Genomic DNA, 21303 nt, shown 5'->3' with positions numbered 1-21303 from the left:
GGCCGGCCCGGAGCTGCCGGGCTAGGGGGACGCCGGCCTCAGAGCCAGGGGCGTCGAGGGTGGGGCAGGGTCACTGGCTGATGTCGTTGGCGACGACGCAGGAGACGCAGGAGCAGCACATCGGTTCCACGGTCACCTCCATGCCCGGCTTGCCGAGCAGGTCCTCCAGGTTGTTGGGGAGGAGCGTGGTGCGGCCCTGCGGGGCGGAGGCGTCGACGTCCAGGACGGCCAGCTCGGTCAGGTCGAAGGCGGCGAAGTCAACGCTCATGGTTCATCGGTCCTTTCTAGGACTTGCTCGGGGAACGCGGGAACTCCGGGTCGTCCGGGCGCCGAAGCCGCCCGGACGTGGAGCATCTGCCATCTTCCGGCCACAACTCACCACGCGGCAAGGAGATCTGGCTGCAGGAACCTGCACGGCCCGGATTCGGAATGCGCGCGGGAAGTGGCAACTTGCTGCCGCGCGAGGGCTGCACGAGGGCCGCGCGAGGGCCGCGCGAGGGCCGCGCGAGGGCCACACGAGGGCTGCGGGAGCGCGGCGTCGTGCGGGTGCCGCGCACCGCCTGCTCCAGCAGCGTCTCCGGTCGTCGCCGTCCGAAGTGGTCTGCTATTCGATGCCTGACGCCTTGGTGAACTCAGTCACCAGGGAGACGAACCGGCCGGAGTCCTGGACGAGCATCGCGTGGCCGGCGTCGGGGAAGAGGACCAGCTTGGCGTGCTTGGCCCGCTGAGTGATGATGCTCGCGTTTCCGGGCGGGGTGATCTCGTCGAGGGAGCCATTGGTGATCAGCATCGGGATGGTGCTGTCGGGCAGCTTGTCCCAGGTGCCCTCGAAGGACCCGTACGCCTGTCCGGCCTGGTACTGACGCAGCAGCGTCTCGATGCCGACCTTCTCCGGCGGGATCAGACCGAGCTGCTCGATGTACGCGGTCCGCGCGGCGGTGGCGTCGGCGGGGAAGAGCAGGTCCAGCATCTGCGGCCCCGTGGTCCTGGGGCTGTTGAGCTCCTCGGCCACGGCGGGCGGGGTGTTGATGGCCTGGCTGCCGCCGAGGTCGCCGCCGGTGCTCACCAACGCGCTGATCGCACCCGGGTGCAGCGCGGCGACGGTCAGGCCGATCTCGCCGCCCATCGACCAGCCGAGCAGCGTGGGGTGCCGCAGACCCAGCGCCTTGATCAGACCGACGGTGTCGTCCGCCATGAGGGGGATGGTGTCGGGGACCGAGGTGTCGTCGGTCGTGTAGCCGACGCCGCGGTTGTCGAAGATCGTGACGTGGTAGTGCCGGCCGAGCCGGCTCAACAGGTTGACCGTCCAGTCGCTCATGGTGCCGGTGTCGCCCATGACCATGATGAGGTCGGGGCCGGAGCCGAACTGGCGGTAGCCGATCGTGATGCCGTCGACCGGGATCTGGCGCACCGGCCCGAGGAACGCGCCCGGCCCGCTCAGGGCGGAGTTCGGGACGATGGTCGCCGCCGCCGTGGTGGCGGTCACTGTCGTGGCCTGCGTGCTCGGCTTGCTGCGCGAAGCGCTGGTCGCGTGCCCGCCGCCGGACGAACAGGCGACCGCTCCGAGGGCCACCGTGGCGACGGCCGCGGCCACGGCCAGCCGATGCAGGGTGAGGGCACGCGGCGTGCGGTGCGGTGCGGACATGAGGGGCCTCCGTGCTGATCAGGTGCGGGTGGGGTGGTGAGCAGGATGGGCTGTGGGTTCGGTGCGCGGGTCGAGCGCCGTGCCGCAGGCTGTTTCGCGGCTCAGACGTAGGCGCCCGTGCGGTGGGCCGGCTTGTGCGCGTTGCGATCGACCCGTGCCTGCAGCAGCCGGCCGCGGATGATGATCGTGCCCAGGCGGACGACGACCTCGCCGACCGCCATCAGGAGCAGGGCGACGACCCAGGCCTGGCCGCCGGTGACGTCGTGTGCGGCGGAGAAGCTGGTCAGGTGCGCGGCGCCGGAGGGATGCGTGGACCACACCGCGAAGCCCAGGCGGAAGCCCATGCTGATGATCCAGAGTGCGGCCGCGCTGCGGGAGGCCTTGATCAGCACGTGCCCGCCCGCGTGCCGGACGCGGGTGAGCAGACCGCCGGCGAGGCCGAAGACGACCCCGGTGGCCGCGAAGATCACGGCCAGCAGCACGTCGTTGCCGGCGGTCGGGATGTCGGTCAGGTAGTTGTCGGCGGCCCAGGCGATCATGCCGAGCGGGAGCAGGATGGTGCGGGTGGTCAGCCGCTCCTCGCGCATCTGGCGAAGAACGATGAGCAGGAGCGCGATGTCGATGAACCAGTCGGTCGTTGTCATGTCTGAGAGCATCCGCCGATGCGCCCCGAACTCCTTCAACCCAGGGGTGCAACCCGGGTTGAAGTCCGCGCCGCTACTGCTCGGTGTTGTCGACCAGGCCGAAGCGCCAGGCCCAGGCGATCAGCGCGCCGCGATCGTCCAGCGCCAGCTTGGCCAGGACGTGGTTGAGGTGGGTCTTCACCGTCGCCTGGCTGACAACCAGCTCGCGCGCCACCTGCCGGTTGTTCAGCCCCTTCGCCAGGAGCCGGACGACGTCGACCTCCCGCCTGGTCAGCCCCTCGGCCTCGGGTGGAAGCATCGCCGACGAGGGCGCGGACGCGGCGGCGGGCGCCTTGGGCTCCGTCACGACGAGTTGCACCAGCCGCCGCTGCACGGCCGGGTCGAGGACGGTCCGACCGGCCGCCACATCCCGGACCGCGGCCAGCACCGCCTCGCCGGTTGCGTCCTTGGTCAGGTAGCCGAGGGCGCCGGCCCGCAGCGCAGGCATCACCGCGTCGTCGTCGGCGAACGTCGTCAGGACCAGCACCCGTGTCCCCATACCCGCTGCCACTACCTCGGCCGTCACCTGCGCGCCGTCGAGCCCGGGCATCCGCAGGTCCACGAGAGCCACGTCGGGCCGCTCGGCCAGGGCGAGCCGCACCGCCTCGTTCCCGTCACCGGCCTGCCCGACCACCTCGATGTCCTCCGCCGAGGTCAGCAGCAGCGCCACCCCGTCACGCACCACCGCCTGGTCGTCCGCGACCAGCACCCGAATGGTCACGCGCCCGCCTTCCCGTCCGCCGTGACGCCGCCGGCACTCGTGCCGGCTGCGTTAGTGCTGCCGGCGTCCTCCACGACCGGCACACGGAGCGCGATCCGCCAGCCCGGTCCCTCGGGCGCAGGTCCGACGGTCAACGAGCCGCCGACGGCCTCGATCCGCTCGGCCATGCCGCGCAGCCCCGTGCCGCTGCCCTGTACTCCCGACGGGCCGCGCCCGGCCGGCAGCCCACGGTCCCGCACGACAGCGCGCATCTCGGAGCCCTCCCACGCCAGGTCCACGTCGATGGCACTGCCGGTCGCGTACCGCGCCGCGTTCGTCATGGCCTCCTGCACCGCCCGGTACACCGCGTGCCCGGCCTCGGGTGTGAGCCGACCGGCCCGGCCGCTGATGCGCAACCGTGCCTCGCCCGGAAACCCCCTGGTCAGGCCGTCGATATCGGCCACGCCCCGGAGCGGTACGGAACGCAGCGCACTCACCGCAGCGCGGGCCTCCTGCACTCCATCGCGCGCCAGCCCGGCGGCGCGGTCCAGCGGCTCGGTCAGCGTCGCCGGAGCACCGTCACGCCGCGCGATCGCCCTGATCGCCTGCAGCTGCATGGACAGTCCGGCGAGGCTGTGCGCGAGCACGTCGTGCAACTCGTGGGCGATCCGCCGCCGCTCCTCGAGGGCCGCCGCCTCCTGCCGGGATGCCCGGGACGCCTCCACTTCGGCCAGCAGCGCGACCGCGCGGTCGCGCTCGGCCTGGAGCGCGGCGTGCTCGATCGAACGGTCGGCGAGCAGCCACACGCCGACGGCCGACAGCAGGCCGGCCACGCTGTCGAAGATCACCATGACCGCGACGCCGAAGCCGGCCGCCAGCAGCGCGATGCAGGCGTTGCGCACCGGCCCGGCCGGGACGCACATCGGCAGCACGGCGGCGCCGGCCAGCACGGGAACCTCGCCGAGCCCGTCGTGCACGAGTGCCATGACGGCGAAGCCGGTCCCGATGGTCAGCGCGACGCCGAACCAGGTCAGCGGCGTGGGCAGGGCCCGGCCACTGAGCACCATGCCCAACTCCGCGCAGAGCCCGAGCACGGCGACGACGACCTTCAGCGTCGCCCCGTCAGCCGCGATCACCGAGACCGCCATGCAGGCAATCAGCGCGCCCGCGCCGATCACGTCACCACGCTCGAAGATCCGGCGGCGGCCGGGATCGGCCGCAGACCGGATCACGTCGGGCCACATACGCACCATTCCCCCGCTCCGTACGCCATCGGTCGGCTCCCGCCGTCCGCGCACCGTGAGTCTCACACGTAACCACGGCTACGTTGGGCACGACCGAAGCGGCGCACTCACGGCCGACGGCGCACGGCGGCGAGCATATACGTGGCGTCGGCACCTGCCTTGCCGCGCTGGTGACCGGCCCGGCGCACTCCGGGACAGGTGGGGATCGGCGGCCGGGGCCGCCGCCTGCGGGTGCCCACTCTTCCGACGGTGCGGGCGTCCGAGAGTGCCTCGGAACGCTACTGGCCGCGCGGACCTGGGCTTTGTCGGGAGGCGGGCGAGTCCGGTCCCTGGGGGGCGTGGCCGGGGGTGTTGGGGTGTGTGGCCCAGGATCCGGATCCTGGGGTGTCGTTCGGGTCGGGCGGTTCCGTGGAGCTGCGATCGAGGTTTTTTACCGCCGTCGCCGAGGGTGGTTCCTGGTCTCGTTCCTTGCGGCGGGCCCCCCAGACGAAAGCCGCGATCAGGCACACCACGATGACGATCCCGACGACGATGGCGATCACGCCCACCGATCCCACCGAACCGGATGCTAGGTCTACAAAGTGGTTCATATAGTGCCACTACCCGCAATGGGGATGGAACAGCGTCTGACGCCCCTGCCTATTTGCCAACGCCGTCCAGCCCTGAGACGCGAGACGCCGGCGTGACCTGCACGCCCCGGGCCACGTCACGCGCTCACCGGGGCCCGGGAGGCCACTGCCTGCCGTCGTTCGCCCCTGGGGAGTCTCGGTCGGCGTGATTGCTCCGAATGCGGGCATGCGTGGGGCAAGGAGGATGATAACTATGGGTGCACTTCTTTTGGTTCTGCTGCTGGCCCTGATCCTGGGTGGCATCGGATTCGCGGTCCACATTTTGTGGTGGGTCGCCATCGTCGTGCTGGTGATCTGGGTCCTGGGCTTCGTGTTCCGTGGCTCCGGCGGCGGGCGCTGGTACCGCTGGTGACTCCAGTACCGTAACGCAGCGTGAATGCAGAGGGCCGACACCCGAAGTGTCGGCCCTCTTGGCATGGCCGAGCAGGGGTCGCCGCTGCCCCGGCGGCTACACCTGCGCGCGGGCGTCGAGGCTGAGGCGGCCGACCAGAGCGGCGAAGTCCTCGGCCGTGCCTGACGTCGCATCGGGGAGATAGAGGTGCAGCCGCGACTCCGACAACTCGGTGAGGTCGAAGGTGGTGTGCTCGAAGGCGAGGCTTCCCAGCTCGGGGTGGGTGAACACGGTACGGCCGGTGGGGGCCAGCGACATCTCGTGCCGCTCCCACATCAGCCGGAACAGCGGGCTGAGGGCGATCAGCTCACGCGCGGTCTCCTTGAAGAAGGGGTCATGCGGGTACCGCGCAGCCTGCGTACGGAAGAAGCCCATGGCCTCACGGGCCTCTGTCTCGGTGTCGGGGAACCGGTTGCGCCACGCGGCGTCGAGAAAGAACCGGGAGACCAGATTGCTGCCCGGCTCGTCCAGCCCGAACACCGCGCGCGCCGAATCGTTGAACGCCCAGACATCGCCGTGCCGGTTCACCAGCTGTGCCGGGCAGGGCATCCAGCCGTCGACGACACGGCGCAGCCGGGCCTTGAGCGCCTCCTCCGCCTCGTGGCGCGGGGTGGGGGTGTTCAGCCCCGCCAGCCGGTAGATGTGGGCTCGTTCCGGCTCGTTCAGCCGCAGCGCGCGGCTGACGCCCTCCAGTACCTCGGAGGACACCTGGATGTCCCGGCCCTGCTCCAGCCACGTGTACCAGGAGACCCCGATGCCGGCGAGGACCGCCACTTCCTCACGCCGCAGTCCTGGTGTCCGACGCCAACCGCCCGAGGCCAGCCCCACGTCCTCGGGCTTGAGCCGGGCGCGGCGGCTCCGCAGGAACCCCCGCAGCTCCTCGCGGCGCGTTCGTCCCAGTGCCCGCTCGGGTTCCTGCTGTGCCGGTGTGCTCGCCATGCAGGCTCCCCCGCCTCTGGTGCTCGCCCCGGTCCCGGGCACTGACCTCAGCACGCTAAGAGCCGGATTTGAACACGTCAATGCCACCTGTGGTGCGGAATGTTTTCTTCCGATCGAAGGGCCATGACCGGCGGTTCTTCGGCTGCCGGCGACCCGGCCGGATCTGACCAGGTGCTTCGCGGCAGTCACCGGCCGAGAGGTGGGCCGCTGCCGTGGAGGTGATCAGCCGGATAAGGCCGAAACTCTCGCCGAGTTCGGCCGGATTGGGGCGCGGCGCGGGCCCGGAGCTGATCGCGGCCGGATCCTGGTGCTCCGGACACCCCCACGATCGGACACTGCCCCCCCTCGCTCGGGGACAGCTAGCGTTCAACCGCGTCGGGACCGGTCGGCCACCACGCCGCGGTCAGCGGCTCCCCTGTTCCGGATCCTACTCACCCAAGGTGATGACTCATGGCCGACGTGCTCCAGACGATCAAGGGAATCCTGGAAGGCGATGTTCTCGTGGACGTCGCTCCCGGTCGGATGACCCTCGAGGACAGCCTCCGCGACGTGTACGGACTGGACTCGCTCGGCTTCGTCGAGCTTCGGGTCCGCTGCGAGGAGGTCTTCGGCATCACCATCACCGAGGACGAGTTCTCCCCGGAGCACTTCTCCACCCTCGGCGGGGTCGTGGAGCTTGTCGAGCGCCTGATCGAGGCGCACCGAGGCGCGGTGCCCGAAGGGGCGTGACCTGCGAAGTGCGCCACTTTCCACAGCAGCCTTCGACGAGAGGACGTCCATCCGCATGTCCGCACCCGCGGCTTCCCGACTGGCAGAGTCCGAACTGACACTCCTGCGGCGCAGCCAGGAGCTGCATTTCAACCACTACGAGCGCACCCCCCTGCCGTTCGCCTCGCTGGGCGCGCAGGGCATCGTGATCGACGCGCTCGCCCTCTCGCCCGAGGGCGACGGGCAGGGCGAGTCCCTGCGCCTGCTCGACGCGAGCGGCGGATACGCCAGTGCCTGCCTGGGGGCAGGCCACCCGGTCGTGGCGGAGTCCGTCCGGCGGGCCGTCCTCGACGCCGGCTATGTGACGGACGAGATCGCCTCGCTGGCCCGCGCCCGACTGCTGGACCGGCTCTTCGGGCCCCAGGGCCTCTTCACCGACCACTTCCCCTACGGCGAGTACCACGTCGCCGGGCGGAACTCCGGCTCGGAGGGCATGGAGCTGGCCGTCCGCCTGCTGCTGGAGTCGCGTTTCGACCCGCGTCGGCTGCGACCCCGCCCCGGACGTGAGCAGCGCGACACCATCCTGGCCTTCGAGGGCGCCTGGCACGGCTGGACCCAGGGCCTGCTCCCGTTCCTGAACCGTCGCCACTACCGGGTCGGCCTGCCCGGCCCCGAGGCCGACGGGCCCTACGGCGTGCGGGTGGTCCACATCCCCTTCGCCGCCCCGGAGGCCCTCGCCGAGTTCTTCGCAGAGAACGGCGGACGCCTGCTCGGTGTGGTCGTCGAGCCGATCCAGGGGGACGCCGGGATCCTGGTGCCCCCGCCCGGATACCTGCGCACGCTCGCGCGCCTCTGCACGGAGCACGAGGCCCTGCTGGTCGCGGACGAGGTGCTGACCTTCGCCAAGTCCGGCCGTTTCTTCGCCATGGCCGACGAGGACGGACCGGTGCCCACCGACGTCACCGTCATCGGCAAGAGCCTGGGCATGGGCGTGGTGTCCACCTCCATGGTGATCGCCCGGCGCGCTCTGCGGGCCCGGTCCTCCGGCACCGTGGCCACCTCCGACCTGCGCCCGGTGACCTGCCAGGTCGTCCAGGACGGGCTGGAGCACATCGTCGCGGCCGGACTGGTCGACCGGTCCGCCCGGTTCGGTGAGGAACTCGCCGTCCGGCTCCGCACCGAACTGGTCGAGGCCTTCCCGCGGACCTTCACCCGGACCAGGGGACGCGGTGTCATGCACGGTCTCGAGCTGTCCGACGCCGCGGCTGCCCGGCTCGACAAGCTGCGCACGGAGGTGATCCGCGCCGGCGTCTACACCGAGTTCATGGCGGGCGCGGGCAGGCGCTCACGGGGCCTGCGCTACGTGCATCCGACCATGCGCATCGCTCCACCGCTCATCACCACGGACGACGAGGCAGCCGACATCGTCGCAAGGATCGCCGAGGGCACGAAGCGCTTCGAGGCAGGCCTGTGACGGCGGCCGCGAGCGCGTCCCGGCCGGTGCGGCGGCGCATCGAGCACGTGGACACGGACGCCTCCGGAGTCGTGCACTTCTCCCGGCACCTGTCGCTGCTGGAGTCCGCGGTGCTGGAGCAGTTGGAGCAGGCCGGGGCCGGTCTCCAGCGGCTCGCGGAGCACGGAACCGGCCTGGCCGTCGCCTCCCTGGACGCGCGCTACCTGCGTCCCTGCGGCTACCGCGACCTGGTCTGGGCCCAGGTGCGGATCACCAGGGTCGGTGCCGCCGGCTTCCGCGCCGAGGCGACGCTCGTGCGCGAGGAGAGCGACGACTCCCACACCGAACTCTCCCGTGGCGGCTTCCTGTTCGCCGCGATCGACATGCAGCGCGGTGGCCCGAAGCCGCTGCCGCCCGCCATCCGAGACGTCCTGAAGGGGATCGCCGTCCATGCAGCTCCAGACCACGGAAGCACCGGAAGACCTGACCTCGCCGCAGCCGGAGTCCCAGCCGGAGTCCCAGTCGGAGTCGGCAGCGGCGACCGGGACGGCACCGGCGGCTGAACGGCCGATCGGATTCACCGAGTTGAAGAAGTGGCTGCGGCACCGCCACCCGATGATCTACATCGACCGGGTGACCGACCACGAGCCCGGAGTCTTCCTCAAGAGCCTGCTCTCCGTCTCCGGCAACCTCGACGCGATCGCGGGCCACTTTCCCGAGCGGGCCATCTTTCCCGGCAGCCATCTGATGCAGGCCTTCGCCCAGTCCGGCATCATCCTCTACCAGCTGAGCACCCGGCCGATCGAGGACGACGAGCTGACCCTGATCGGCTCGGTGACCTCGCGCTTCACCCTTCCGGTTGTGCCCGGCGACCAGGTTCTCTTCGACGTCAGAGCGAACCGGATCGTCGGAAATGCCTTCTTCTTCTCCGCGCGGGCGACCGTCGGCGACCGCAGGGTCGCGGCGTTCAAGGGAACCCTCACCCGGACCCGGGTCGAGGCACTCGGCCCGCAGCTGTGGTGACCGGCCGGTCCGGAGCGGTGGCCGTCACGGGCATGGCGTGGACGACCCCCCTCGGCGACGGTGTCGACGAGGTGTGGCGGCGGCTCTGCGCCGGGGAATCGGGGATCACCGAGGTGGCATCCCCGCACAAGGTGCGTACGCCGTTGGCCGGTGTCGTGACCCCGCCCGACTACGCCGCCGCGGATCCGGATGAGCGGCACACCGAACTGACCGTCCGCACGGTGCGTGCCGCGCTCGCCGATGCCGGGCTGGCGGAGCCCACCGCCGACCTGGGCGAGGAGCTGCTGCTGGTCCTCGGGACCAGTCTCGGAGGCCAGTTGGACTCCCCGGTCGAGCCCGAACGGCACTGGATCCGCCGGGTGGCCGACCGGGTGGGCGTCACCCGGACCCCGGTCTGCGTGACCACCGCCTGCTCGGCCGGCTCCGACAGCCTGCTGCTGGCCCAGGCGCTGATCCGCACCGGTCGGGCGAGCGTCTGCGTCGCCGGTGGCGCGGACGTCCTGAGCGAGGCCAAGCGACTCGGCCATACCGCGCTGGGCACGATGAGCCCGACCGGCCTGCGTGCCTTCGACGCAGGTCATGACGGGATGCTGCTCGGCGAGGGCGCGGGCTTCCTGGTACTGGAGTCCGCGGAACGGGCGGCGGCGCGCGGGGCCCGGGTGCATGCGCGACTGGTCGGCGCGGGGTCCGCGAACGACGCCGCCGGGCTGACCGCGCCCGATCCGTCCGGCGACAGCATCGTGGCGGCGGTCGGCCGGAGCCTGGCCGCAGCCGGTCTGAGGCCGGAGGACGTCAGCGTCGTCTGCGCGCACGCCACCGGAACGGCCGCCAACGACGCGGTGGAGGCGGCCAGCCTGCATCGGGTCTTCGCAGCCGGTTCGGCCGACCCGGTGGTGTTCGGCACCAAGGGCGCGCTCGGCCACAGTCTCGGCGCCACCGGCGCGATCGAGGGGATCGCCACCATCCTGGCCCTGCGCGACCGCAGGGTGCCGCCGATCGCGGGCCTGCGCTCACCGCAGCCGGGGTTCCGGCTACGGCTGGCCGACTCGTCTCGGCAGCAGGTGGATCCCGGCGCCGGCCTCAGCGTGACGCTGGGGTTCGGAGGCTTCAACACGTCTCTGCTCTTCGCGCTCGACGAGGCGGACGGACACGGATCCGCGCAGTCCGCCGCCGCGTTCGCGCCGCCGGCAGCGCCGCCGCCGGTCGTGCTGGGCCACGGCACGCGGACGGTGGCGGACCTGTCCACCTGCTCGGCCAACCGCCCGTCGTTCTACGCCGATCCGCTCGCCTGGCTGGTGAACGCGGCGGTGGAGGACGCGCTGGAGGACTGCCGCGACACACTGCTCGCGGACCGGGACCAGGTCGGCGTGCTGGTCCTCACCGGTGACCGCCCCCTGCCCACGGCCGGGCTGATCGCCGCCACCGTCGCCAGGGGACGGGTTTCGCCGCTCCGGTTCGCCGGCGGCAACCCCGGCATCCTCGCCGGACTCAGCTGCATCGAGAGGGGCTTCCGCGGCCCCTCCCTGGTGCTCTCCGCGGCCGAGGACGCCACGGTGGCGACCGCGCTCGCGCTCGCCGAGGCCTGGCTCCAGGACGGCCGGGCACGGTACGTGGTCTGTGCCCGGCACCGTGAAGAGGCCGAGGGGGAGGCCCAGACCGTCACCTGTGTGGTGCTGCGCCAGGCCGCCGGTGCCGACGAGGGCGTGAGTGCCGCTGACCCGCGGGCGTTGCTGCTCGCCCCCGCCGTGAACCGTCTTCCCGTCGACGAAGGATGATGCATGTCCCTCACGCACGGCGGCGGCCCGCCGCTGGACCCGCGACGCGTCGCCGACTTCCTGGCCCGTGCGGTGGACCTGGGCGCCGCACCCGTCGCCCGGACGATCGACGACACCCTCGCCGACCTCGCGGCCCTCGGCCTGCCGCCCGGCGCCTCGGTCGTGACGGCCCTGTCCAACTCGCTGACCGCGGTGCGGATCCACTTCGCCGCCCTGCTGCTCGGCCTGGTCCCGGTCCTGGTGTCACCAGCGGCTCCGACCGAACGGATCCGGCGGCTCGCGGCCGTTGTGGACGCCCGCGCGCTCATCGCCGCCCGTCCGGACCCACGACGCCACGGCGCCGGGGCGAGCCGCCCCGTCGACGGGGCCGAGGCGTTGCTGCTCGGCCCGGGCCCCGACGCCGACCGGGGAGCCGGCGCTGCTGCCGCACCACTGCCGTTCCGGGCCGGCGAGGTGCTGATGTCGACCTCCGGAACCTCGGGCGGATCCAGCGTCTGCCTGCACCGGGTGGACGCGCTGCTGCGCAACGCCCGCCGCCACGCCGGGGCCGTCGGACTGGGCGCCGAGGACATCGTGCTGGTCAACCTCCCGCTCTACTACTCGTACGCGATGGTCGCCCAGGTCATGGCGGCCTACGAGACCGGCGCGAGGATGGTGCTGACCGGTCCTCCGTTCACCGCGACCGGGTACGCCAAGGCGGTCGCGGACCAGGGGGTCACCCACTCCTCGATCACCCCGGAACTGGTCCGGCGCCTGCTCGCCGACGGTGCGCCGTTCCCGGCACCGGGTCCGCGGGTCCTCACCATCGGCGGCGACCGGATCGACGCCGCCCAGGTCGGCCGGCTGCTCGCGGCCAGACCCGGCGGCGAGCTCTACCTCACCTACGGACTGACCGAGGCCGGGCCGCGGGTGGCCACCCTCGCCGCCCATGCGGAGCCGGAGCACCGGCACAGCTCGGTCGGACTGCCGTTGCCCGGGGTACGGGTGGCGCTGCGGGACGAGGACCCCGGAGACGGCACCGGCGAACTGCTGGTGGAGTCGGACACGGTACTCACCCGCAAGCTCGGCTCCCCGGGCCCGGACCGTTCGCTGATCGGCCCGGGCCGGATCGCCACCGGGGACCTGTTCCGGATCGACGCGGACGGCTACCTGTTCTTCCGCGGCCGCGTCTCGGACTTCGCCGTGGTCCGCGGCGAGAAGATCTCACTCGCCGGACTACGCCAGGCGGTGCACGCCATCGAGGGGGTGGTCAGCTGCGTGCCGAAGCTGAGCGCACAGCCGGACGGCCAGCAGGTGCTGGACCTGGAAGTCGCCGTCGCGGACCTCGGGCGGGACACCGGTCAGCGGATCCGCCGCGCGCTCAACTCCGTGCTGCTCCCGGCCGAGCGCCCCCGCCACATCTTCGTATCCGTGGCCGACGCCGATCCGGAGTTCCGCAAATGACCGCTCCCGGCCGACCCGTCGTGCTGTTCTGCGTGCCCTACGCGGGCGGTTCGGCCGGCGTCTACCGCCGCTGGCAGGAGTCCTTCGGCCACGGCGTGGAGGTCGTCCCCGTCGGAGCCGCCCGTCGCACCGCGGGCGACCCGGGCGACCCGGCGCACGGGGTGGGCCGGGCAGCGGAGGAGCTGGTCCGCGCCGTCCGGGAGCGGGCAGCGGGCCGGCCCTACCTCCTGTTCGGGCACAGCATGGGCAGCCTGGTGGCCTACGAGGCCGCGCGGCGGACGCGGCAGCTCGGCCTGGCGGCGCCGCGCCTGGTCGTCGTCTCCGGACGCAATCCGCCGCACCTGCACGGCCATTGGGCCGCCGAGGTGCTCGACCTCCCGGACCGGCAGCTGCTGGCGCGACTGGACGCGGTCGGCGGCGTACCCGAGGGGCTCAGCCCGTCGCTGGCCTCCACGTTCTTCCTGCCGCTGCTCCGCGCCGACCTGCGCAGCGCTCTCTCGTACCGGCCCGAGGAGCCGCCCGCGCGTCTCGACGCACCGATGCTGGTGCTGGCCGGGCGGGATGATCCCCTGGTCAGGCCGGAGGCGCTGACCGGCTGGGCCCGCTACACGAGCGGCCCCTTCACCCTGCGGCAACACGAGGGAGGGCACTTCGCGCTCTTCGGGCGGGTACCGGAACTGGTCGTCACGCTGCGGCCGTGGACCGGACCGGCCGCCGCCGGGCGGGAAGCCGCCGCCCCGGTCCGGGCGGGCGGAGGCGGACGGTGAAGGGATTCCTGCTGATCGGGCTGTCCGCCGTCTGCTTCGGGCTGATGCCGGTCTTCGCGGTGCACGCGTACGGGGCCGGACTGAACGTACCGACCCTGCTCTTCCTGCGCTTCGCCATCGCGTCCGGACTCTTCCTCCCGTATGCCTGGTGGTACAGCGCCCGTCGGCAGCGGCTGCGGATCTCGCGGGCGGACCTGGTGCGCCTGGTACTGCTCGGCGGCGTCCTCTACGCGGCCCAGTCCACGCTCTACTTCTCGGCGGTGCGTCACATCTCACCCGCCCTGGCCGCCCTGCTGCTCTATCTCTATCCGGCCCTGGTGGCCGTCGGCGCGGCGCTGCTGGGACGGGACCGGCTGACGCCCATGGTGGCGGTCTCGGTGCTGGTGACACTCGGCGGGGTGACGCTGTCCCTGGGGCATCTGGGCGGCAGGCTCGGCATCACCGGGATCGCCGAGGCGCTGGGTGCGGCGGTCGTCTACACCGTCTACATCCTCTACGGCGACCGGCTCAGCGGCGGCGGCCTGCCGCCGGTCGTGGTGACCGGCTTCGTCTCCTTCTTCGCCGCCCTTTCCTTTCTGGTCGTCGGCGTGTCCGGCGGCAGCCTCTCCTTCGGGTTCCGTCCGCTCGGATGGGTGCCGGTGCTCTGCGTCGCGCTCGTCTCGACCGTCGTCGCCATCCTCTGCTTCTTCTCCGGCCTGGCGCTGATCGGGCCGACCAAGTCCTCGCTCGGCAGCATGCTGGAGCCCGTGGTGAGTATCGTCGCCTCCGCCCTGCTGCTGGGCGGGGAGCTCACCGGGTGGCAACTCGTGGGCGCGGCCATGGTGCTGACGGGCGCCGCCACCGGGGTGCTGTTCCGGCGCAGCGCCGCGACCCCGTCCGGGCGGCCGGCTGCCGCCTCTCCGATGCGGCCCGAGCCGTTCGATCCGGCCGACTCGTCGGGTCCGGCCGAGCCGTTGGAGACCCGGCGGAGGCAGCCATGAGATCCGTTCCCCGGTACCTGTCCGGGCGCCAGGTCGAACGACTGCTCGGCGTGGACGCCGCCATCGACTCCCAGCGGCGGGCGTTCCGAGCCCTGGACCAGGGTACGGGGGAGCTGCCGGGCAAGATCATGCACAGCAGCGGGCTCGACGACAGTGTCGTGTTCGCGTACCTCTCCCGACTCTCCGCAACGAGCGGGCTGGTGGCCAAGGTCGGCAGCGTCAACCCCGGCAACGCCGTGCTCGGCCTCCCCACCGTCTCGGCGGTGATCACCCTGTTCGCCCCGGAGACCGGCCGGCTCGTGGCGGTCATGGACGGGGACGCGGTCACCACCCTGCGTACGGCCGCCGCGAGCGCGGTGGCGATCGACCTGCTCGCCCGAGCCGACGCCGACGAGCTCGGCATCCTGGGCTCGGGTCGGCAGGCGCTCGCCCATACGCATGCCGTCGCGCGGGTGCGGGGCCTGCGGGGGATCAGGATCTGGAGCCCCACCCCGGCCCACCGCACGCGCGCGGCAAGGACTCTGACGGCCGAGCTCGGCGTGCCGGTCACCGCCGTCGGGACGCCCGAGGACGCCGTGTCCGGGATCCCGATCGTCGTGGCCTGCACCCTGAGTCCGACCCCGGTCGTGCGCGGGGCCTGGCTGGCCCCTGGCGCAACGGTGGTGAGCATCGGCTCGTTCGAGCCCTGCCGCAGCGAGGTCGACGCGCAGGTACTGGACCGCGCGGCAGCAGTGGTCGTCGACGACGTGGAGACCGCCTCGACGCACGCGGGCCCGGTGGTCGACGCCCTGCGTGCGGGACGCCTGACGGTCGCCGGGCTCACGCCGCTGGGCGGAGTGCTCACCGGCCGCTGCCCCGCCCGGCGCGGTCCCGAGGAGATCGTCTTCTACAACAGCGTGGGCCTGGGCATCCAGGACGCGGCCGCCGCCTGGACCGTGGTCGCCGCCGCCGAGGCGGAGGCCCCGGAAGCACCGGACGCAGAGGAGTTCCTACCATGAGCGGTGCCGTCCACCGGCTGTCCGCGCTCCCGCCCTCCGCCGCTGTCGTCGTCATCGGCGGTGGCGTGATGGGGACGAGCATCGCCTACCACCTGGCCCGCGCGGGCGTACGCGACGTTGTGCTGGTCGAACGCGGAGAGCTGGCCGAGGGCTCGACCTCGCGGGCCGCCGGCGGCGTCCGCGCCCAGTTCTCCGACGAGCTCAACATCCAGCTCGGCGCACGCAGCCTGGAAGCCTTCGCGCGCTTCGGCAGCGAACCGGGCCACGAGATCGGGCTGCACCGGGTCGGCTACCTCTTCCTGCTCTCCGAGCCGCAGGACGTGGCCGGTTTCGAGGCAGGGGTGGCGCTGCAGCAGTCCCTGGGGGTGCCCAGCCGGATGATCGATCCGGACGAGGCGCAGAGGCTCTCCCCCCTGATCGTCACGGAGGGGCTGCTCGCCGCCGCGTTCTCGCCGGACGACGGGCACTGCACACCGGAGGCGGTCGTGCAGGGCTACGCGGTCGGCGCGCGCCGCCACGGCGCGACGGTGGCCCGCCACTGCGAGGTCCTCGACATCGAGACACGGGGCGAGGAGATCAGCGCTGTGGTCACCAGCCGCGGCCGGATCGCCACAGACACCGTCGTCTGCGCGGCCGGCGCCTGGTCGCGTTCGGTGGGGGCGATGGTCGGCGTCGAGCTGCCGGTGGAGCCGCTGCGCCGTCAGATCGCGGTCACCGAGGCCATTCCGGGGCTGCCGTCCTCGCTGCCGATGACGATAGACTTCAGTTCCAGCTTCTACTTCCATGCCGAGGGCCCGGGACTGCTGGTGGGAATGTCGGACCCCGACGAGACGCCGGGGTTCTCCACCGAGCGGCACGAGCGGTGGCTCCCCGGGCTCTGCCAAGCCATGGAGCGGCGCGCCCCCGGCTTGCTGGACCGGCGCACGACAGGCGGCTGGGCCGGTCTGTACGAGGTCACGCCGGACCACAACGCCCTGATCGGGTCGGCTGTCGGCCTCTCCCGGTTCCTCTATGCCACCGGCTTCTCCGGCCACGGCTTCCTCCAGGGCCCGGCGGTGGGAGAGGTCGTCCGCGATCTTGTACTGGGGCGCGAGCCCTTCGTCGACGTAACCCCATTGCGCGCCGACCGCTTCGCCGCGCACGACCTACGACCGGAGGCGAACTGCGTATGAGCCCCGAACCGTTCCAGCTGTGGCTGCGCCACGAGAGCCGGGCCACCGAACGACGGACTCCACTGACGCCGCAGGACGCCGGGCTCCTGGTCCAGGCCGGTGTCGCGGTCACCGTCGAGGAGTCCCCGCAGCGGGTCTTCCGCGACGAGGACTACGCGCAGGCGGGGTGCGGGATCGAACCCGGCGGATCCTGGCCCGGGGCGCCGGAGCGCGCCGTGATCCTCGGACTCAAGGAACTCCCAGACGAACCAAGCGAGCTGAGGCACCGTCATATCTTTTTCGGGCACGCGTACAAGGGGCAGCCGGGAGCCGAGGCGCTGCTCGACAGGTTTCGCAAGGGCGGCGGCAGCCTGCTCGACCTGGAGTATCTGACCGACCTGAGCGGGCGCAGGCTGACCGCCTTCGGGTACTGGGCCGGATTCATCGGCGCGGTCGTGGCCCTGCTGCACCACCGCGACAGGCTGACGGTGCCACTGACGCCGGCAGGGGAGCAGGACTGGCGCCGCGCGATCCGGCCGGCCCCCGGCGACCGGCCGTTCGACGCCCTGGTCATCGGCGCACTCGGGCGGTGCGGCCGGGGCGCCTGCGACGCCCTGGAGGCAGCCGGCGTCACGCCGACCTGCTGGGACCTCGCGGAGACCCGGGCCCTGGACCGGCGGCTGCTGCTCGACCACGAGTTGCTGGTGAACTCGGTTCTCTCGACGCGCCCCGTCGAGCCGTTCCTGACCGACGCGGACCTCGACGCGGACCGCTACCCGGGCCGTCGGCTGCGTACGGTCAGCGACGTCGCCTGCGACGTGGGCTCGCCCTGCAATGTGCTGCCGATCTATCGGAGCACGACGGACTGGGAAGCACCGGTCAGACGCCTCCGGGACGGGGCACCCGCCCTCGACCTGATCGCCATCGACAACCTGCCCTCCCTCGTGCCGCTGGAGGCCAGCACCGCGTTCTCCGCCGCGCTGGTGCCCGAGCTGTCGGCCCTCGCCGGCGGCTCCGACGGTCCCGGCACTCCGTGGGGGCGGTGCCTCGCCCGCTTCGACGCGGAGGTGCGGGCCCCCACGGCCGTCGGCGGCCCCAGGGACGCGCAGGACACGACTGTGACGAACGAAGGGACAGATGATCATGTCTGACACGCAGTACGGGGCCCTGGCCGCGAGCGGGACCGTGCACTGGGTGGGAGCGGGACTCTCGACCGGAAGCGGCCTCACCGGGCTCTGCCGCGCGGCAGACCAGGTCCTGCTCTGGCACCGCACCGAGGAACGCGCCGCCGAGAGCCTGGCCCGCCTGGGACTCTCCACGGCGGCCACTCCCCGCGCGTACACCCGCGAGGCACTCGCCGACGACGTCAAGGAGGGCGACGTCGTCGTCTCCATGCTGCCCGCCACCGAGCACGCCGCGCTGCTCCGGGACTGCATCGACCGCCGCACGCACTTCGCCTGCTCCAGCTACGCCTCGGAGGAGTTGTCGGCACTGGCCCAGGAGGCCCGCCCGGCCGGCGTCGTCGTCCTCACCGAGGCCGGGCTGGACCCGGGGATCGATCACCTCTTCGCCCACAGCCTGCTGGCGCGGGCCACCGCGGCTGTCGACCCGCGGAAGGCCGCCGAGGTGGTGTTCACCTCGTACTGCGGCGGCGTGCCCGCGACGCCCGACGCCTTCACCTACCGGTTCAGCTGGGCGCCGACCGGCGTTCTGAACGCGCTGCGCGCCCCCGCCCGCTATGTCGAGGACGGCGTCGCCAGGACCGCTGTGCACCCCTGGGAGGCGGTCAAGCCCCAGCTCCTCGGCGACGAGACCTTCGAGGTCTACCCGAACCGGGACAGCGTCCCCTTCATCGCCCAGTACCAGCTGCCCGAGGCCTGGACGGCGCGCACCTTCGTCCGCGGCACGCTGCGCCTCTCGGGCTGGAGCCGCGCCTGGGAACCCGTCTTCGAGACCGTCCGCAGCGGGGACGACGAGCGCATCCGCGCCCTGGCTCTGGAGCTCGCGGCGAAGTATCCGATGGGTGCGGGCGAGCGCGACCGGGTCGTCCTGGCCGTCTCGCTGGACGTGGACGCCGGATCGGCGGGGCGCTGGTCCGGCCGCTACCTGCTGGATCAGCAGGGCGACCAGGAGGAGAGCGCGATGGCCCGCTGTGTGTCCAAGCCGCTCGCCCTGGGCGTGCGCGAACTGCTCGCGGGCCGCCTGCCCGCGGGCCTCAACCGGGCGGTCGGCAACGTCGATCAGGCCGAGGACTGGCTCCGACAGCTGCGCGACGAGGGCATCGGGTACACGCTCCGGACTGACTGAGCCTCAGCCTCCGACCTTCTACCCCTCTACCCCTCTACCCCTCTACTGCTCGCCGACGTCCACGGGCTCGCCGTCGGTGAGCCGGACCAGTTCCGCGAAACTGGTGGCGAAGACCGCGTGCCGGAGTCCTGCGCCGGCCCAGAGCTGCTGATGCCGCTTCAGCCGGACGTCCACCAGGGTGCGGATGCGCTGCGGATGCCCGACCGGAGCGATACCGCCCACCTGCTGGCCCGTGGCCAGCCCGACGAAGTCGTGGTCCGCAGGACGGATACGGCGCCTGGCCACGCCCAGCAGCGTGGCCAGGCGCCGGGTGTCGACCCGGTGGCCACCGCTCGTCAGCACCAGCAGCGCGCTGCCGTCGACCGCGAAGACGACGCTGTTCGCAACCGCGCCCACCTCGCACCCCAACTGTTCGGCTGCGGCATCGGCCGTCGGCGCGGGGTGCGGCAGCTCCACGATCGAACCGGCCGCCCCCTGCTCGGCCAGGGCGGCGGCCACCCGCGCAAGCGTGGGATCCACGGCGTTCTCCTCCTGCTCCCCGGCCCGGCCCCGTGCCCGGCTGCGTCGGGTGCAGGATACGACTCATCATGGTGTCCTTGCCGTATACCTCATCCAGGCTGGCCAGGCGGCATGTTGGTACTTGTGGAGGATGCCCTGGTCTTCGATCGGAGCCACGGTCACTACCGCTGAGCTGCAGCGATGACTTTACGAGCCCGACGGGTCGTCCGTGTGCGGCTCGGCACTTCCCGCCCAGTGATCGTCAGGCTGCGGTGGCGAAGCCCGCTCGAAGTCGTCCCACGCCTGGCGTCGGATCCCGTCGCTGTGGGCGAGGAGTCTGCTGATGCGCTCGGGGCGCCGGGAGCGGGCGGAGGCAAGCGCGTGATCGTGTCGTGCAGGTACTCGCAGGCCTCGGCCTCGGTGGTGAAACGTCCCATCAGGCTGTCCTGGGAGCGTTGGCGCAAGCCCACCAGCCAGCCGTCCCTCTCGTGGCGCAGGAAGTAGTAGGGGTCCAGTTGGATGGCGACCTCATGGACGCCGGGGATTTCGTAGAGCGCCTCGGGAACACCTGCTCGGCGAAGCCTGTCGACGAGCTGTTCCCTGTTCACGGATCGTCCCTCCCGCTGCCCTCCGGGTTCTTGACCACAGGTCAGTTCAACGTCTGCAAAAGCTTGGAGGCGACCAGATCCGGAATCCTGGTGCTCGTCATGTACTGGAGCCCCAGACCGGGCTGGCCGAACCAGGGCCTGATCGGGCCGGCCTCGACGGTAAACGGTGTGATGACGCGGTGGAGATGGTAGCTGACCGGGTACGCGGCGTCGTGTGCCTCGAGGTTGCTCGGCGGAATCGCGCGCTTGGCGTACGGCGTCCCTGCCGGTGCCAGGAAGTTGCCGCGTCCGCTTCCGAACAGGTCGACAAGTTGCCCGGAGCGCAGCGTCCTGGCCGCGCGCCCCGCAACCGTCTCCGCCATGGGTGCCCTCCCGATCCGCACATCTTAAGTGGACACACCGTGCAGCAATGGGATTCCGTCAGGCTCACGCGGCGCCGCGCGGGAGCAGCGGGAATCCCGTCGCATGACCCGTGTGCGGTCTCGTTCCGCAGGGCAGCGCCCCAGGATGGGTGCACCTGGATCCGTCGCCGTCGCAAGGTGACAGCCGAACACGCGGCCAAGCGTGGTCGGGGCTGTCCGGGACAGATCCGTTCTCCATCCGCTGTCCTGACGACACGAGGGCCCCAAGAGTCTTCGTCCGATCGTGGACAGGATCCTTGGGGCCTAAGCGGCTGCTTCCGCGCCCGCTCCAGTTCTCCTCGACAAGAAGGCGCAGTCATCCTGAACGGAGCACGCCGGGCCGAGCGGTTCGTTGCGGCGCGGGGACTCTCAGTCCTGGTCGGGGAGCCAGTTGCCGTGGAAGCCGGCGGGGACGCGGCGGATGCGCAGACCGGCCAGACGGTCGTCGATGCGCGGGAACTCGGCCTGGCGGTCGTCGACTTGCTCCTCACGGACCGTACCGGTGGTCAGGTCGATGGTCCACCGCCACGGACTGCCGTGGCCGTTGAGGTCCACACCGTCTGCCAACCGGTCGTAGCGGATGGCATACAGGACCAGAGTGTTCCCCTTCGTGGGCGTTGAGGGTGGGGAAGACGTAGCAGGGTTCGATGTCGAACCAGCGCACCGCGGGACGCCTGTCGGACCTCTACGGCAGGCACCGGATGTTCCTGACCGGTCTGGCGGTCTTCACCGGGGGCTCATTGCTCAGCGGCATGAACTGATCCAGGCTGCGGCGCAGGTCGCGGCCATACTCTGCCGGGGCGACAACCACGCCATGGCCGCTGCGGCCCCGCGACCAGGACGGCCGGATCGTCACGGCGGTGAACGCCTGCCACTTCACCGGCGGCCCCAGCGCGGAGTGGGTCCTCGTCGGCACGGCCGCCCCGGCGCTGCTGTCCATGCGCCGAGCCTCGGGCGGAC

General features: G+C 72.0%; 24 protein-coding genes and 1 pseudogene. 14 read left to right on the top strand and 11 right to left on the bottom strand.

All coding sequences use genetic code 11. The features are described 5' to 3' along the window. Positions 1-70: 70 nt before the first annotated feature. From GXW83_RS24045 to GXW83_RS35425, 6 genes are all read right to left on the bottom strand, one after another. The gene (locus GXW83_RS24045) at positions 71-268 is read right to left on the bottom strand and encodes a hypothetical protein (RefSeq protein ID WP_182445134.1); all 198 of its coding nucleotides are present in this window, start codon (positions 266-268) and stop codon (positions 71-73) included. Between the two features lie 336 nt (positions 269-604). Continuing rightward, the gene (locus tag GXW83_RS24040; protein WP_182445133.1) at positions 605-1645 is read right to left on the bottom strand and encodes an alpha/beta fold hydrolase; all 1041 of its coding nucleotides are present in this window, start codon (positions 1643-1645) and stop codon (positions 605-607) included. A 101-nt stretch (positions 1646-1746) separates the two neighbouring features. Further along, positions 1747-2289 carry a hypothetical protein gene (locus tag GXW83_RS24035; RefSeq protein ID WP_182445132.1) on the bottom strand — a complete coding sequence of 181 codons (543 nt, stop codon included), beginning with the start codon at positions 2287-2289 and terminating at the stop codon, positions 1747-1749. A gap of 73 nt (positions 2290-2362) precedes the next feature. Beyond that, positions 2363-3049, bottom strand: coding sequence for a response regulator transcription factor (locus GXW83_RS24030; RefSeq protein ID WP_182445131.1), 687 nt, complete (start codon positions 3047-3049; stop codon positions 2363-2365). Then, complete coding sequence (locus GXW83_RS24025; protein ID WP_182445130.1) at positions 3046-4281, bottom strand: sensor histidine kinase; 1236 nt, start codon at positions 4279-4281, stop codon at positions 3046-3048. Before GXW83_RS24025 ends, GXW83_RS24030 begins: the two co-directional genes overlap by 4 nt. A 269-nt stretch (positions 4282-4550) precedes the next feature. Then, the gene (locus GXW83_RS35425; protein ID WP_225447216.1) at positions 4551-4862 is read right to left on the bottom strand and encodes a DUF6479 family protein; all 312 of its coding nucleotides are present in this window, start codon (positions 4860-4862) and stop codon (positions 4551-4553) included. 232 nt (positions 4863-5094) lie between these two features. On the opposite strand from GXW83_RS35425, the gene GXW83_RS24020 reads away from it, so the two are divergent. Continuing rightward, positions 5095-5253: a hydrophobic protein gene (locus GXW83_RS24020; RefSeq protein WP_182445129.1), complete on the top strand. Its 159-nt coding sequence runs from the start codon at positions 5095-5097 to the stop codon at positions 5251-5253. A 96-nt stretch (positions 5254-5349) separates the two neighbouring features. Here GXW83_RS24020 and GXW83_RS24015 read toward each other — a convergent pair whose 3' ends face one another. Beyond that, entirely contained in the window at positions 5350-6231 is an 882-nt protein-coding gene (locus tag GXW83_RS24015) for a helix-turn-helix transcriptional regulator (RefSeq protein WP_182445128.1), read from the bottom strand. A 450-nt stretch (positions 6232-6681) separates the two neighbouring features. On the opposite strand from GXW83_RS24015, the gene GXW83_RS24010 reads away from it, so the two are divergent. The 12 genes from GXW83_RS24010 to GXW83_RS23955 are packed head-to-tail and all read left to right on the top strand — an operon-like array spanning position 6682 to position 18836. Further along, positions 6682-6960 (top strand): acyl carrier protein, encoded by a 279-nt coding sequence (locus GXW83_RS24010; RefSeq protein ID WP_182445127.1) that lies wholly within the window; start codon positions 6682-6684, stop codon positions 6958-6960. A 55-nt stretch (positions 6961-7015) separates the two neighbouring features. Continuing rightward, a complete protein-coding gene (locus GXW83_RS24005; RefSeq protein WP_182445126.1) occupies positions 7016-8413 on the top strand; it encodes an aminotransferase class III-fold pyridoxal phosphate-dependent enzyme in 1398 nt (465 codons plus the stop codon). Beyond that, positions 8410-8955 (top strand): thioesterase family protein, encoded by a 546-nt coding sequence (locus GXW83_RS24000; RefSeq protein ID WP_182445125.1) that lies wholly within the window; start codon positions 8410-8412, stop codon positions 8953-8955. The genes GXW83_RS24005 and GXW83_RS24000 overlap by 4 nt, the downstream gene beginning before the upstream one ends. Positions 8956-8977: 22 nt before the next feature. Beyond that, positions 8978-9415, top strand: coding sequence for a 3-hydroxyacyl-ACP dehydratase FabZ family protein (locus GXW83_RS23995; protein WP_225447215.1), 438 nt, complete (start codon positions 8978-8980; stop codon positions 9413-9415). Next, positions 9409-11190: a beta-ketoacyl synthase N-terminal-like domain-containing protein gene (locus GXW83_RS23990; protein WP_370466760.1), complete on the top strand. Its 1782-nt coding sequence runs from the start codon at positions 9409-9411 to the stop codon at positions 11188-11190. The genes GXW83_RS23995 and GXW83_RS23990 overlap by 7 nt, the downstream gene beginning before the upstream one ends. A 3-nt stretch (positions 11191-11193) precedes the next feature. Then, positions 11194-12633 (top strand): class I adenylate-forming enzyme family protein, encoded by a 1440-nt coding sequence (locus GXW83_RS23985; protein ID WP_182445123.1) that lies wholly within the window; start codon positions 11194-11196, stop codon positions 12631-12633. Further along, positions 12630-13400, top strand: coding sequence for a thioesterase II family protein (locus GXW83_RS23980; RefSeq protein ID WP_182445122.1), 771 nt, complete (start codon positions 12630-12632; stop codon positions 13398-13400). The genes GXW83_RS23985 and GXW83_RS23980 overlap by 4 nt, the downstream gene beginning before the upstream one ends. After that, complete coding sequence (locus tag GXW83_RS23975; protein ID WP_182445121.1) at positions 13397-14380, top strand: DMT family transporter; 984 nt, start codon at positions 13397-13399, stop codon at positions 14378-14380. Before GXW83_RS23980 ends, GXW83_RS23975 begins: the two co-directional genes overlap by 4 nt. After that, complete coding sequence (locus GXW83_RS23970) at positions 14377-15378, top strand: ornithine cyclodeaminase family protein (protein WP_182445120.1); 1002 nt, start codon at positions 14377-14379, stop codon at positions 15376-15378. Before GXW83_RS23975 ends, GXW83_RS23970 begins: the two co-directional genes overlap by 4 nt. Next, positions 15375-16550, top strand: a complete 1176-nt coding sequence (locus GXW83_RS23965) for an FAD-binding oxidoreductase (RefSeq protein ID WP_182445119.1) — start codon at positions 15375-15377, stop codon at positions 16548-16550. The genes GXW83_RS23970 and GXW83_RS23965 overlap by 4 nt, the downstream gene beginning before the upstream one ends. After that, positions 16547-17680, top strand: coding sequence for a saccharopine dehydrogenase (locus GXW83_RS23960; RefSeq protein WP_182445118.1), 1134 nt, complete (start codon positions 16547-16549; stop codon positions 17678-17680). The genes GXW83_RS23965 and GXW83_RS23960 overlap by 4 nt, the downstream gene beginning before the upstream one ends. Then, entirely contained in the window at positions 17673-18836 is a 1164-nt protein-coding gene (locus GXW83_RS23955) for a saccharopine dehydrogenase family protein (RefSeq protein WP_182445117.1), read from the top strand. Before GXW83_RS23960 ends, GXW83_RS23955 begins: the two co-directional genes overlap by 8 nt. A 42-nt stretch (positions 18837-18878) precedes the next feature. Here the strand turns inward: GXW83_RS23955 and GXW83_RS23950 are convergent, their stop codons facing one another. The 4 genes from GXW83_RS23950 to GXW83_RS35420 form a co-directional block, all read right to left on the bottom strand. Continuing rightward, positions 18879-19355 carry a YbaK/EbsC family protein gene (locus tag GXW83_RS23950; RefSeq protein WP_182445116.1) on the bottom strand — a complete coding sequence of 159 codons (477 nt, stop codon included), beginning with the start codon at positions 19353-19355 and terminating at the stop codon, positions 18879-18881. 161 nt (positions 19356-19516) lie between these two features. Next, positions 19517-19942 carry a hypothetical protein gene (locus GXW83_RS23945; protein ID WP_182445115.1) on the bottom strand — a complete coding sequence of 142 codons (426 nt, stop codon included), beginning with the start codon at positions 19940-19942 and terminating at the stop codon, positions 19517-19519. Positions 19943-19983: 41 nt separating this feature from the next. Beyond that, complete coding sequence (locus tag GXW83_RS23940) at positions 19984-20304, bottom strand: TNT domain-containing protein (protein WP_182445114.1); 321 nt, start codon at positions 20302-20304, stop codon at positions 19984-19986. 408 nt (positions 20305-20712) lie between these two features. Then, positions 20713-20910, bottom strand: a complete 198-nt coding sequence (locus tag GXW83_RS35420) for a hypothetical protein (protein ID WP_370466759.1) — start codon at positions 20908-20910, stop codon at positions 20713-20715. A 172-nt stretch (positions 20911-21082) separates the two neighbouring features. Here GXW83_RS35420 and GXW83_RS34380 point away from each other — a divergent pair. Continuing rightward, positions 21083-21266 (top strand): annotated as a pseudogene (locus GXW83_RS34380) (cytidine deaminase); the annotation flags it as partial. Positions 21267-21303 lie beyond the last annotated feature (37 nt).

The sequence above is a fragment of the Streptacidiphilus sp. PB12-B1b genome, from assembly GCF_014084125.1.
Taxonomy (GTDB): domain Bacteria; phylum Actinomycetota; class Actinomycetes; order Streptomycetales; family Streptomycetaceae; genus Streptacidiphilus.
The sequence above is the reverse complement of the archived record's forward strand: the minus strand, read 5'-3'. Positions and strand labels throughout refer to the sequence as shown.